Source organism: Paraburkholderia sp. RAU6.4a (genome assembly GCF_050435625.1).
Taxonomy (GTDB): Bacteria; Pseudomonadota; Gammaproteobacteria; order Burkholderiales; family Burkholderiaceae; genus Paraburkholderia; species Paraburkholderia tuberum.
Genome location: NZ_JBNDKQ010000002.1, coordinates 853,321 through 866,601, shown reverse-complemented (window position 1 = coordinate 866,601; position 13,281 = coordinate 853,321). Strand labels below are relative to the sequence as shown.

Below are 13,281 nucleotides of genomic sequence, written 5' to 3'. Positions count from 1 at the left end.
CGTGAGCGTCGGAAGCGAACGCTTCAGCGGACGTGATGTCGTTGCCGGCGCTCGGGCATCCGTGAGTTGCAGTGCAAGAGCAAGCCCGATACCCGGCGCACCCTTACGAGAACGGTGTTTTGTCGTTCTGTCGTGAGGTCCGCGGTTGAATATCCCTTTCAATATGAGCCAAGATGTAACGTGGTTGCACGAAACTTCTTCAACTGTTAGACGTTAGCCGGTGTCGACCGACCGTGTTGCGACCGGCTAGGCTTCGAAGAACGCCTCGGGCTGCTGGTCGAGCGCGAAGCCAGTCAACGGGAGCCGCGGCAAACAGCTGCACGTCTGCGACGCACGAACCTGAAGTTCTCCGATGCATCGCCCGAAGACATCGACTACCGCACCGCTCGCGGACTCGACCGTGCGCTCACCGCCCGCCTGCTGACCTGTGAGTGGATTCGCGAGCGGGAGAATCTAATTCTCGTTGCGCCAACCGGGCTCGGCAAAAGCTGGCTGGGTTGTGCCTTCGCGGTGCAGGCCTCCGCTAGGGGTTCTCCGCATGCGAGGAACTGGCCATCGCGCACGGCAGCGGGCGCTACGCACGCTGGCTTACGCAGCTTGCCAAGACGGACGTCGTGATTCTCGACGACCTCGCGATGGCGCCGCTGACCGATTCCCCGCGGCGCGATCTGCTCGAGGTGCTCGACGATCGCCATGGCAACCGTTCCAAGCTCGCGACAAGCCAACTGTTACGGGTTCGACTCCGTAAGGCAGGGTTTTTTGGTTACCGATCGCGGCTACGAACCTATGAGGAAGACCCGATAAGGTCAGGCCGCGATCGGTAACCAAAAAACCCTTCTGCCAAATCACCAGCTGGTGATTTCTCGACCAGGCCGTTATAGAATGCGAAGGCGCGCACGTGGGAGCCGATCCAGTCGGGCAACTGCTGGGTCCAGGTAAGTTCCGCGAAGGTGAAGCCGGACACGCCAAGCGCGGCGACGAACAGCTCGGCCTCGCGAATTTCACCGGTCCGGGTTGATGATGCCCAGTTTCTTGCCCGAGTAGTCGATGAATTCGGTGGTCGACCACCGAATTCGTCTTCTGTGGCGAAGCAATTTCTGTGGCCGCAGATGGCTAGGACGCTTTGACCACAAGCAGTGTACTCAATCAACGACACATAACTGGGCGCAAAATATGGGGCCTCCACTTCTGTCCGGAGGTCACGATGTTTGATCAACTCTTCAAGTCCGTATCGGCAATCGATCGCCACACGAAAGCACCGCTTTACGATGAACGGGTCCGTTACCTAGCGCATATGCTGAGCCTCGGTTCAGCGCGGGGTACCTTGGTAACCAAGGCCGATTGTCTGCTACATGTCCAGGCTGAACTACGTTTCAGATCGCCCACCGCAATACCCTTGTCCCGTATTGAGGCCGCAGCAGATCGATGGGTTGCGCGACGTGGAAGCCACCGGACCCAGACAACTAATGACTGGAGTAGACGTCACTTTATATCGGTCGCCAGGGAGTGGTTGGAATTCCTCGGCTGGTTTCAGAGCAAAGTCCCGAAACACCCCTACGCCATCCAGATCGAGGCATTTCGGTCGTTCATGCGCGATGAGCGTTGTCTGTCACCCGTCACAACCTATTCACAAATTTGTCGTGTGACCGAATTCTTGACTCTGATCAGGCGTGTCGGCAGTAGGTTAGATTTGCTAAATATTGAAACCATCGACAGGATTATCGAACTGAAAGCCTGCTCAGATGGATTGACTCGCGTGTCGATACAGCGCTATGTCTCCAATATCCGAAGTTTCTTACGGTATGCGGAGGCGGAGAGCTGGTGTCGCCGCGGACTAGCGGACGCACTTCCACCGTGCAGAGCATATAAGAACGAGTCGCTTCCCCCGAGCCCTTCCCGAGAATCTGTCAATCGATTGATAACGGAAGCAGCTGGTCAGCGACCTTCCGATCTTCGAAATCGCGCCATTCTCCTTCTTCTCGTGTTATATGGATTGCGATCGTCCGAAGTGGTCCGGTTATGTCTCGATGATCTGGACTGGGAGCATGCAATCCTGACGGTCCATCGCACAAAGCCGACTCAACAGGTTCAACTGTATCCGCTAATCCCCTCTGTCGCCGAAGCAATAACCGATTACCTGAAGCGAGGCAGGCCTGGTACTCGACTGCGCCAAGTGTTCTTGCGAGCACAAGCACCTTATCTTCCGCTCAAAGTCATCTGGCACATTGTGAGTCGCCGCCTGATGACCATGAATGAGCCGATTCGACATCATGGTCCACACGCATTGCGCCATGCTTGTGCAACTTATCTGCTTGCGAGTGGTTTCAGTATGCACGAAATCGGCGGATTTCTTGGTCACCGCAACCTCGACAGCACCGGCGTGTACGCGAAAGTCGATCTGACAGCACTTCGTCAGGTCGCCGATCTTGAGGTAAAGGAGGCGCTATGAAACTTGACCGCGCGGTTGAACTTTATCTCGAGTTACGCAAAGCGACGGGGTGCGGGGCTCGATCAATTGCAATAGTACTGCATTGATTTGTGAAAACCATTGGTCCGGATCGGCAAATAGGCTCAATCCAACGTGAGGAGGTACGCGCGTTTCTCGATCGGAATGGGTCACCTCCCGCATACTGGCGTTGCGAGCATTCGGCACTACGCGGATTTTACAACGTCGCACTGGGTCATGGACTTGTTCCATACGTACCACTTCCAATGATCTTGCCGCGCTTGGGACAGCCGTTTCGCCCGTATGTCTATACGCATGCAGAGATAGATCGCCTCGTAAAGGCTACGGACGACATTGCGACGAATGAATGCGTGCTCGCCCCACCGACGTTTCGGACGCTCATCTGGCTTCTATACGGAGCGGGACTACGTGTGAGTGAAGCATTGAACTTGACTCTGGCCGACGTAGACCTCGCCGAAAATCTGCTCGTCATCCATCAAACCAAATTTTACAAAGCCCGGATTGTTCCAATGGGTCCATCCCTCACCCGGATTGTTCTCCAATACGAAATGTCGTACGGCACTCGGTTCGGCGCCGATCCAGCGAGACCTTTGCTTATCAGCAAGCGCGGCAAACGTCTGATGCACCAGTGCGTGGATAACGCATTTGTTCGGCTGCGCTCCAGAGCCGGGAGTTCGCGAAGCGATGGCGCTCGCTATCAACCGCGACTTCATGACATGAGGCATTATTCCGAGTCCCGGATTATTCCGCATACTGATCTCCGGGGCCTGCAATCCCCGGAGAATACGCGGCCTGGGGGCGGCGCCAATACGGAATAATCAGAGGGTCTTCAAGAAAGCCAGCAGGCGATCATTGGGACGGAAACGCGGTGCTCGCACATCGGTGGTCGCGGCCTTCGCCAGCGCCTGTTCTTTTAGTTGCATATCCGCCTGGAAATAGCGCAAATGTGCTGCAGCACATTTGCGCTATCTGAAGGTGGCCATGAGCACGGTTTGTGCGACCACCAGTCCCTTCGATCTGCTGCCGCACCCCGCACCCATCCCGCCTGAGTCCACACCGCCCACATACTTCTGAAGCCCGCGATGCGACCCGCGCTCGAGGTGGCGGACGTCTTCCGCCGCTGCGGCGAACGGTACCGGCAGACCCATGCCGATGCCCTCAGCCGTGCCCAGCGGCGCGCGATGAGCGCTATCGAGCTGTGCCGCACCGCCGCGCTCGGCGGACATGTCGAGCAGTGCGATGCGTGCGGCCATCAGCGCATTGCCTACGACTCATGCCGGCACCGCTGCTGTCCGAAATGCCAGTCGCTCGCCCGTGCGCAGTGGCTCGAACGTCGCCAGGCCGAACTGCTCCCCGAGGTCGAATACTTCCATGTCGTCTTCACGCTGCGCGAGCCCGTCGCCGCGCTCGCGTACCAGAACAAACGCCTGCTCTACGACATGCTGTTCCGCACCAGCGCCGAGACGCTGCGCACGATCGCCGCCGATCCGAAACACCTGGGCGCGGAAATCGGCTTGGGCGGCGACAATTATCTTGGCCGGCGTTGACGATTGTTTTGGCCGGTGGTGAGGCTTCATGACGGTCCTGCACACGTGGGGGCAGAATCAGCTGCACCATCCGCACGTGCACTGCGTGATACCGGGCGGCGGCATTGCCCCGGACGGTGAGCGCTGGATCACGTGCCGACCGGGCTTCTTCCTGCCCGTGCGGGTCCTCTCGCGGCTCTTCCGGCGGCTCTTTCTCGAGCAGCTGCGTCGCGCGTTCGACGCCGGCGCGCTGCGCTTGCATGGCCAGCTCGAGCCGTTGCGTGAACCGCAAGCGTTTGCCGCCTGGCTCGCGCCCGCCGCCCACGTGGAGTGGGTCGTCTACGCGAAACCACCGTTTGGCGGCGCCGCACAGGTGCTCGACTACCTGGGCCGCTACACGCATCGCGTTGCCATCTCGAATAACCGGTTGCTGCGCTTTGATGGCGATTCGGTCCTGTTCCAGTGGAAGGACTACCGTCACGAAGCCCGCCACAGCACCATGACGCTCACGGCCGACGAGTTCATCCGCCGCTTCCTGCTGCACGTGCTGCCCGACGGCTTCAAGCGTATCCGCAGCTACGGGTGGCTTGCCAACTGTCATCGGGCAGCGCGCCTGGCCACCTGCCGGCGACTGCTCGGCGTCGAGCCGCCCGTCGCTGCACCACCTGCCATCAAGGAAGACTACCGTGACCGTTACCAGCGGCTCACCGGCAGGTCACTGCGCGATTGCCCCGTGTGTGGCAAGGGCCCACATGGTCCGCATCGAAGGCGCGCTGCCTGGCGACACGCCTGGCATCCTGCCGCGGGCGCCACCCGATCCCAGCCATGGACACTGACCGGCATCAGCATCAGCCCCCAGCACGTTGGTCTTCCCCCCCGCGGCCAACGCGAACCGGCTCGTGCCTTGGCGTCATCGCCCCATCACAATGCCGCGAAACTGCGCACTGTCTGCCCGCTGATCCGCGCATTCCCGCTGGTTTCGCGCAACCGGCTCTCTCAGACCGCCCACTTCCGACGTGCGATGGCCACGCGCCGGCTATCGCGAATCACCGCGCCGTTCATTCAATGCCCATAGAAGCGAACGCCTGCGGAGCGGTTTAGCACAAACATTTTTTTGATTACCGATCGCGGACTGGCCCCGACCGGCCTGTTCATGCGTCAGTAGCCGCGATCGCCAACCAAAAAAATCTCTGCTCTATGTATTCGGAGACATAGACGGCACACGACGGCGACGTTCCTGCTACGTGCTGGTGTGGACATCAACACAATCCGCGCATGGCTGGGTCACGTGTCGCTCAGTACGACTAATGTTTATGCTGAGATCGACATGGAGATGAAGGCGCGCGCCTTGGCGTGTCTGGAGCAGAGCAATGCCCATTGGGGCGACGACCGATAGGCTCCGATCTGATGCAGTTCTTGCGATCGCTATGATTGAATTTATGTAGCCTCCGTCCGTCGATGGTTTCGATCTGGGGCACGCACAGCCATCGGCGGCCACAGAAATTGCTTCGCCACAGAAGACGAACAGCTTCTGGCCCGGCACGTGCGTTTGCCGCATCGTGACCGGCAGCCGCTGCGCCCATTCCTGATAAGCCTTGCAGAACCAGCTGTAGCCGCAGCCATCCGGATGCTGCGCCTTGTATTCCTGCCACAGCAGATCGAGCGTGACGCCATTCCTGCCGATCTCGCGATGCACAGTCGGCCAGTCCGGCATGCCGCGCGTTGGCTCGCGCCGCGCCGGCGGCGGATACAGCCTCGCCTCGAGCGCCGCGTCGTCCGTCAGCAGTTCCGGTGGCAGCGGCCAGTTCAGCCCTGCCAGCCGCGTGCGGCGCAGGTAATGCCACACCGTCGTTGTCGAGGTACCGACCGCGTCGGCGATCTCCCTCTGGTTGCGGTCACACTCGAAATGCAACCGCAGCACTTCCCTGATTTTGCGCATGGTCAACCTGACATTTGCCAGTCGGCACTCCCGACAAAACTGTCGATCGTGCCACCGTTGACCCGCGTCGCCGCCACCTCAAATTCCTGTTCGCGATGGCGTGGAAACCCTGTTCTTTTTGCCGTGGAATCCCTGTTCACTTTGGCGTGGAATATTCAGATGCTCGACGGTCTGACGGCGTATGCGCATCATGTCCGGCTTCTGGTCGAGCCGTTGCTGCATCGCCTCGACAACGGCCTCATGTTCCCAGCGCTTTATCCGGCGAGCCTGTTTGCCTGATGTGCATTGTTTCCCGATGGTGCAGGAGGGTGTTCCGTGAAGCTGCCGTTCGACGACCGTCGTGCCGAACCGCGAGAAATCGGCTCTACGGTCACGGCGGCCTGTTCGATGCGAGGGGGCGCCTTCAGACCAGCCTTCAGACCTGCCTTCAGCCCCCTGCGACGACACGCGCTGAAGACCGATCGGCCCAATACGCCAAGGTACTGCGTCCAACTGAGCGATATCCGGTCAATCAGCTGTCACTCGGTTCAAAAAGTAGCGGCCATCGACGAAAAAGCAACAGCTTCTGCCGCCAGTCGACGTCGAGCTGGCATAAGCGGGCGGCGTTCTGCTTACCTGTGCCTGGATGCCGGAGTGCTACGATTGAAATCGAATCACGATCGACTGGCGCGCTCACGCACGATCCGTGTCCGTTGGGAACGAGTGGGCCGTGCATTCTAACCGCGGGCGACATGCGTGAGCGTTTGAAACTGGCGCTTCGCGATAGCTGTCGGAAAACATCCGGCCACTGTCCACCCGGATTACAAGTAGCTGGGGACACTATGATCGACGTCGACGAGTTACGGGCACACCCGCTTTTCGCTGGCCTGTCTGACAGGCGCTTGAGATGGCTGCGCGAACACGTGATCGAAGTCAGGACCAGAGCCGAGGATCTGATTGTTCGCGAAGGTGAGAAGAGGACTGTGTTTTCGGTCGTACTGGAAGGCGAGTTTGCTGCGAGGAAGTTTTCCGGCTCACAACAAATTCCAACGTCCCGCTTCGTTGCGCCAAGCTTCTTTGGTGCTGTATCGCTGCTTTCGGGTGCACCGCCAGCGGGGTCGATCAGGGCCATATCCGATGGCCGTCTGGTGGATGTGCCGGAGCAGGTATTTCGGAAACTACTGGTCGTTTCGGAGACGTTCAGCCTGCTGATTTTTCGCAGCACCGCCGATCGCCTGGCGAAGCGGGACGCGACCATGGGAAACCAGCAGAAGCTTGCTGCATTGGGCAGGCTTGCCGCCGGCCTTGCGCACGAATTGAACAACCCGGCAGCGGCGCTTGTGCGTACGGCAGATTGTGCGGTGGCGGCGCTGGAGATGTTGATGTCGGCCGAAGTGGAGGTTAGGCGCAGTGCCATTCCTGCGGATGTGATGGATCTCATCGATGGATTGGGCAAGCGTGCGGCAGCGACCAGAGGCGGCCCCTGGAGCGTGGGCTTGAATACGTTGACGCAGAGCGCGGCGGAGAACGCGCTTGCCGGGTGGCTTGCCTTGCGGCAGCTTGCGAAGCCGTGGCTACATGCGCCGTGCCTGGTGAGCGCAGGGATCACGCAGAAGGATCTCGTGCCGCTAGCTGACAGGCTTGTCGTGGAACAGTTTGCAGCAGGCATTCACTGGCTGGTGGCGACGCTGGAGATGTATTCGCTGATGGAGGAAACCCGCCGGGGTTCGAGTCGCATTTCAGAAATCATCAGGGCAATGAAATCGTACTCGCATATGGACCAGGCCCCGCAGCAGGAAGTCGACGTCCACGAGGGTATCGAAGATACCCTGGTTATCATGCGTCATCGTTTAGGGCAAGGCATCGTCGTGCGCCGCGAGTACGACCGCAGTCTGCCGCATCTGACGGTGTACGGCAGCGAACTCAATCAGGTGTGGACAAACCTGATCGACAACGCGATTGACGCGATGAAAGGTGGAGGTGAACTGATCGTGCGTACGCGTCGTGAATTGGAGGAGGCGGTCGTCGAGTTCACGGACAACGGCTGCGGAATTCCGGACGAAGTTATGCCTCATCTGTTCGAACCCTTCTACAGCACCAAGTCGCCGGGTGAAGGAACAGGATTGGGCCTCGACATCTCTTACCAGACAGTGGTCAACCGGCATCAGGGCACAATTCATGTTGCTTCGCGTCCTGGGCAAACCACGTTTCAGGTGCGCTTGCCTCTAAGGGCACGAGAAGCAGGCGAAGGTTAGCGTGGCATGGGTATTGTGCGTGTTGCCATAGAGCCGCTGTCCTTCCCCAAAAGCCATAGCATGCGATTGAACGAAGCCTGAACCAGACCGGTAACATTGCCAGCTGCTCAAACCGTAACACACGGACAGGTCTAGCGGCGTACTTTTACACGACGAACATCAATCGCGCTTTCAAGGTCATGGAGGCACTTGAATGTGGCGTGGTCGGTGTAAATGACCGTCTCGTGTTCAACGAGGTCGCTCCCTTCGGCGGAATCAAGGAGTCGGGCCTCGGCCGGGAGGGCGGCGAGGTTCATATCTGGGTTACACGCGAGGCACCGGATGAGGCGGCGATGGTCGATAATGGCGGCCCATTTTTTCAGTCATGGTGCGTGCATGAATCGATCCGTTAGCGCGGCAGCGAAGCTGCCCGGGAGTGAGCGAAAGCGTTTGGCCGTCCGGGCGTTGGCGGGCTCGGAAACGATCAGCGCTCTGGCCACCCGGCACGGGGTGAGCCGCAAGTTCGTCTACCAGCAAACGCGCAAGGCCAGCGTCGCGCTGGAGGACGCTTTCGCGTCTGCGGTAGCCGATGATGAAGTGCTGTTCGAGTTGCCGGTCAGCAAGCGGTGGCTGCGCCAGGTGATGGTCGCGCTGACGCTGATCTGCCGCAGCTCGTATCGCGGCGTGGTGGAGTTCATGCGCGACCTGCTGGGCGTGTCCACCAGTGTGGGCACCGTTCACGACGTGCAGCAATGGGCCGCGCAGCAAGCTGCCGCGCTCAACCGCGAGCAGGACCTGTCCGGCATTCGCGTGGGCTTGCACGACGAGATCTTTCAGGGCTCGCGGCCGGTGCTGGCCGGCGTCGATGCCGGGTCGACCTACTGTTACCTGCTGGCAGCCGAGGCCCATCGCGACGGCGACACCTGGGGCGTGCACTTCCTCGATGCCGCACAGCAGGGCCTCGATCCCGACTACACGATTGCCGATGCCGGCCAGGGCCTGCGCGCCGGGCAAAAGGCCGCCTGGGGCGACACGCCGTGCCATGGCGATGTGTTTCACATCCAGCGCCAGTGCGAGGGACTGGCCAACACGCTGGGCAACCTCGCCAGGGGCACCCGGTCGCGGCGCGAGAAGCTGCAAGCCAGGCTCAACCAGCCGCGCTCGCGGGGGCGCGCCGGCGGCCTCGCGGCCGAGCTGAGACAGGCCCGTCGCAGCGAAGCGCAGGCGCATCGGTTGGCCTGCGACATCCGCACGCTGACCCAGTGGCTCAGTCATGACATCCTGGCGCTGGCGGGGGCGCACCTCGCCACGCGCCAAGCGCTGTTCGACTTCATCGTCGGGCAACTGCGTGAGCGCGAAGCGCTGGATGTGCGCCGCATCCGCCCGGTACGCATCGCGCTGCAGAACCAGCGCGATGATCTGCTCGCGTTCGCCGGCGTGCTCGATGAGAAGCTCGCCGCGATCGCGCACAGCGCCCACGTCTCGGAGGAGCTCGTGCGCGCCGCGTGCGTGCTGCACCGCAAGCCGCGCACCTCGCCGGCGTACTGGCAGGGATGGGGCCGGCTGCGCGCCAGCCTGGGCGGCCAGTTCCACGCCGTGTTCGCCGCGGTGTCGGACGCCATGGCCCACACGCCGCGCAGCAGCGCGCTCGTCGAGAATCTGAACTCGCGGCTGCGCAACTATTTCACGCTGCGTCGCCATCTGGGCGCGCCTTACCTCGACCTGCTGGGTTTTGATAATCATATAGCCGACCTCCCTCCGTTCGAATCGAACGGCCGGCGTACAGTCAGGGTGCGAACACCGACGTGACGCACAGGAGGCCAGCATGAATAAGTTTAGTGGAATCGACCTGCACTCGAACAACAGTGTGGTCGTCGTTAGCGATGACGCTGACCGGGTTGTCTACCAGCGACGGTTGCCGAACGATCCGGTGCAGATCCGGGCGGCGCTGGCGCCGCACCGCGAAGATCTGGTGGGCGTGGTCATCGAAGCGACGTATAACTGGTACTGGCTGGTGGATCAGTTGATGAACGATGGCTACCGGGTGCATCTGGCCAACCCCGCGGCAATCAGGCAGTACGAGGGACTGAAATACAGTGGTGACTTCACCGATGCCGCCCATCTCGCACAACTGCTGCGTCTTGGACTATTGCCTGAAGGCTACATTTATCCAGCAGAAGAACGTCCGGTGCGTGACCTCTCTCGCAGGCGGATCCAACTGGTGCAGTGTCGTACGGCCCAGATCCTCGCGATTGAGAATCTGTTCTCACGCCATACTGGTGGGCGGATGCAAGGTGAGCGGGTTAAGCGTCTGGATGAGATGCAGGTGAATGGATTCGGTTTTGCATCTGACGTGACGCTCGCGATGCAAGCCAATCTCGCGGTCATGCAAACCTTGCAGGAGGAAATCGGGATCATCGAGAAGCGACTCATGGAGCGGGTGAAACTGCGCCCGGATTACGCGTTGCTGAACACGGTGCCGGGCATTGGCCCGGTTCTCGCAACCACGATCATGTTGGAAACCGGGACCATCTCCCGTTTCACCACGGTTGGCAATTTCAGTTCGTACTGCCGCTGCGTAGACAGCCGGCGTGAAAGCAACAGCAGGAAGAAAGGCGAAGGTAATACGAAGAACGGCAACAAATATCTGGCGTGGGCGTTTGTCGAGGCGGCCAACTTCGCGATCCGCTCGTGCCCGGAAGCCAGACGCTTTTACGAGCGCAAGAAACGCTCGCGAAACGGGATTGTGGCGATCAAGGCGCTGGCGCACAAACTGGCGCGCGCCTGCTATCACATGCTTCGGGAGCACAAGTCATTTGAGGTAACCCGCTGCTTTGGCTAAAAGGTGGTGCAAGGGGAACGAGCCCAGTAATGCGACTGGTGGAAAGCCATGGTTTTGATTGGGCCTTTCCTTTGCCCCACCGACTGCTTGCGGATGACCGGGTCGCCCAGGCGATGAGCCACCATTGACTGGCGTTGCGCAGGCAACAGCCACGGTTCTGCGAAACCCATTGGACCTCGTCTGGCACCAACGTTTCTCTGGGGCGGCAATGGCCGCCAGGGCAGCCGTGAGTGACATCACGGCATGCTTGATCCCGATGGGTGTCTGGTGCGATCCGGTTCGCAACCAGTTTGGAGAAAACGGATGCGGCTACGATCGGCAGACAGCATGGCAGGTAACAGAAAGAATTCCGCCCGATTGCAGTGGCGATAAAAATACCATCGCCACTGCAATCGGGCGGTGAGTAAATTTGTGCCTTGACTTTGGTCGGCTGATGGGTGTCTGGTGCGATCCGGTTCGCAACCAGTTTGGAGAAAACGGATGCGGCTACGATCGGCAGACAGCATGGCAGGTAACAGAAAGAATTCCGCCCGATTGCAGTGGCGATAAAAATACCATCGCCACTGCAATCGGGCGGTGAGTAAATTTGTGCCTTGACTTTGGTCGGCTGATGGGTGTCGCATTAACGCGGTCAAGTAAAATCCGTCGACCGCAACGCATGATAAGCATCATGGCAAAGACGAAAACGCCGCGCAAGACGCCGCCCGCTGGCATTGGCAAGGTACTGAAGCGGCTGCACTACCCGTTGGACGTGATCCTGCTGTGCGTGCGGTGGTACGTGGCGTACTCACTGAGCCTACGTAACCTCGAGGAAATGATGACCGAGCGGGGTATCGAGGTGGATCATTCGAGCGTACACCGGTGGGTTATCAAGCTGCTGCCGGTGCTTGAAAAAGCATTCCGCAAACGCAAACGGCCTGTGGGCAAGAGCTGGCGCGTCGATGAGACCTACGGTACGCCCAGCCAACGTAGCCCGCCTACACGGGGGTGAAGTTGCTTGAGCATGTTTGGAATGCAAAACCCGGAGAAGTTGTCGTTGCGGTACCGGGGTATGCCCTTTCTCTGCTGCGAGAGAAAGTGAGCCGAAGCGGCGGTGACTTGTCGACACTGGCAAGGTGACGAAGTCCGTGGGAAACGGGGCTTGCGGCGAAGCGGTTACGCCAAGATGAGCCTCCAGGCTGAGCATGGGACGGTTGAGGAACACGAACCTGTTTGAACGCATCTGAGGGTTGAATCGTCACCCCTGCCTACACCGCTTAACAGGCAGGACGCGGATTGTTGCCGATCATATGTACGGCCCGGCAACGCGAATGCTGACTGGATATGTAGGCCATTAGCAGGGAGCCATGGAGAGTGCGCAGCTAGGCCGTGGTATTCGCGACGACTTGCGGCAAGCAAGGATAAAGACTGCGACAGGCAGCCTCGCCCGTGCGCTTGAGTCCAGCATGTGAACTGGGGAAGGCTTGCACAGATGTTAAGGGAGTGTGCCCCCGATGATGTGCAAGCTGGCGGAGCCTCCGTAGTAGTCCGCGGCCGGGAAAGCCGGCTACATGGCGAAGGGAGGCAGTTGAAGTGGTTTGCCTGGTTGATTAACTGACTGTAGTGAGGTGAAGACCTTCGATAATCAGTGAAATACAAAGCAAACGGGCGGCACGGTGGAACGGTGTCGCCTTCGATTGGAACGACGCTTCAGCGGAGAGCCGGATGCGCTGAGAGGCGCACGTCCGGTTCGGGGAGGAGAGGCAGGGAAATAGTTCGACTACGCCCTGTCTCTTACTCCACTCAAGGTCAAAGGCCAATGGAAATACTTGTACCGTGCCGTCGACAAGACAGGTAATACGGTGGATTTCCTGCTGCGCGCCCATCGGGACAAGGCCGCGGCGCGCCGCTACTTCGAGAAGGCGATTGAACAGAACGGCGAGCCCGAGACAATCACCGTGGACAGGAGCGGCGCGAATCTGGCTGCGCTTGAAGCGCTCAATGCCGAGCGTTTAACACCGATCAAGGTCCGTCAAAACAAATACCTGAACAACGTCGTCGAGCAGGATCACCGTGCCATCAAACGCATCATCAAACCGATGCTGGGGTTCAAGGATTTCCGCTGTGCGCGCATCATCCTGTCTGGCATAGAAATCGCACACATGATCCGCAAGGGGCAGATGTGTGACGATGGCGTCGCCCCGACTTCAGCTGAACAATTCTACTCGTTGGTAGCGTGAGGAGTACTACCGATATCACGCTTTGCTCAGGCTGTAATCGTTAGCGCGACAGAACCGTTTCGGTGGGGACGTCTA

8 protein-coding genes and 7 pseudogenes are annotated in these 13,281 nt (G+C 59.8%); 12 read left to right on the top strand and 3 right to left on the bottom strand.

The features are described 5' to 3' along the window. Positions 1–240: 240 nt before the first annotated feature. Positions 241–728: pseudogene (locus OKW40_RS08675) on the top strand (ATP-binding protein); the annotation flags it as partial. Positions 729–868: 140 nt separating this feature from the next. Here the strand turns inward: OKW40_RS08675 and OKW40_RS08670 are convergent. Further along, a pseudogene (locus OKW40_RS08670) lies at positions 869–1,052 on the bottom strand (IS21 family transposase); the annotation flags it as partial. 152 nt (positions 1,053–1,204) lie between these two features. Between OKW40_RS08670 and OKW40_RS08665 the strand changes: the two are divergent. After that, positions 1,205–2,449, top strand: coding sequence for a tyrosine-type recombinase/integrase (locus OKW40_RS08665; RefSeq protein ID WP_429489265.1), 1,245 nt, complete (start codon positions 1,205–1,207; stop codon positions 2,447–2,449). A 263-nt stretch (positions 2,450–2,712) separates the two neighbouring features. Continuing rightward, positions 2,713–3,285, top strand: coding sequence for a tyrosine-type recombinase/integrase (locus tag OKW40_RS08660; protein WP_429489263.1), 573 nt, complete (start codon positions 2,713–2,715; stop codon positions 3,283–3,285). On the opposite strand, the gene OKW40_RS08655 is transcribed toward OKW40_RS08660, so the two are convergent. Further along, positions 3,286–3,411, bottom strand: a complete 126-nt coding sequence (locus tag OKW40_RS08655) for a hypothetical protein (protein WP_429489261.1) — start codon at positions 3,409–3,411, stop codon at positions 3,286–3,288. It abuts the gene before it with no gap. Between the two features lie 138 nt (positions 3,412–3,549). Between OKW40_RS08655 and OKW40_RS08650 the strand changes: the two are divergent. Then, a pseudogene (locus tag OKW40_RS08650) lies at positions 3,550–4,829 on the top strand (IS91 family transposase). Between the two features lie 416 nt (positions 4,830–5,245). Next, positions 5,246–5,389 (top strand): hypothetical protein, encoded by a 144-nt coding sequence (locus OKW40_RS08645; RefSeq protein ID WP_429489259.1) that lies wholly within the window; start codon positions 5,246–5,248, stop codon positions 5,387–5,389. Positions 5,390–5,488: 99 nt separating this feature from the next. Here OKW40_RS08645 and OKW40_RS08640 read toward each other — a convergent pair. After that, positions 5,489–5,953 (bottom strand): annotated as a pseudogene (locus OKW40_RS08640) (sigma factor-like helix-turn-helix DNA-binding protein); the annotation flags it as partial. 36 nt (positions 5,954–5,989) lie between these two features. On the opposite strand from OKW40_RS08640, the gene OKW40_RS08635 reads away from it, so the two are divergent. From OKW40_RS08635 to OKW40_RS08605, 7 genes and pseudogenes are all read left to right on the top strand, one after another. Then, positions 5,990–6,211: a hypothetical protein gene (locus OKW40_RS08635; protein WP_429492059.1), complete on the top strand. Its 222-nt coding sequence runs from the start codon at positions 5,990–5,992 to the stop codon at positions 6,209–6,211. Positions 6,212–6,753: 542 nt separating this feature from the next. Then, positions 6,754–8,166, top strand: coding sequence for a sensor histidine kinase (locus OKW40_RS08630; protein ID WP_429489257.1), 1,413 nt, complete (start codon positions 6,754–6,756; stop codon positions 8,164–8,166). A 116-nt stretch (positions 8,167–8,282) separates the two neighbouring features. After that, positions 8,283–8,558 (top strand): annotated as a pseudogene (locus OKW40_RS08625) (aldehyde dehydrogenase family protein); the annotation flags it as partial. Next, the gene (locus tag OKW40_RS08620; protein ID WP_429489255.1) at positions 8,542–9,954 is read left to right on the top strand and encodes a hypothetical protein; all 1,413 of its coding nucleotides are present in this window, start codon (positions 8,542–8,544) and stop codon (positions 9,952–9,954) included. The pseudogene OKW40_RS08625 and the gene OKW40_RS08620, both read left to right, overlap by 17 nt. A gap of 16 nt (positions 9,955–9,970) precedes the next feature. After that, on the top strand, positions 9,971–10,987 hold the full coding sequence (locus OKW40_RS08615) for an IS110 family transposase (RefSeq protein WP_429489254.1): 1,017 nt from the start codon (positions 9,971–9,973) through the stop codon (positions 10,985–10,987). 658 nt (positions 10,988–11,645) lie between these two features. Beyond that, positions 11,646–11,939 (top strand): annotated as a pseudogene (locus OKW40_RS08610) (IS6 family transposase); the annotation flags it as partial. An 823-nt stretch (positions 11,940–12,762) separates the two neighbouring features. Continuing rightward, positions 12,763–13,206: pseudogene (locus OKW40_RS08605) on the top strand (IS6 family transposase); the annotation flags it as partial. Positions 13,207–13,281: the final 75 nt, after the last annotated feature.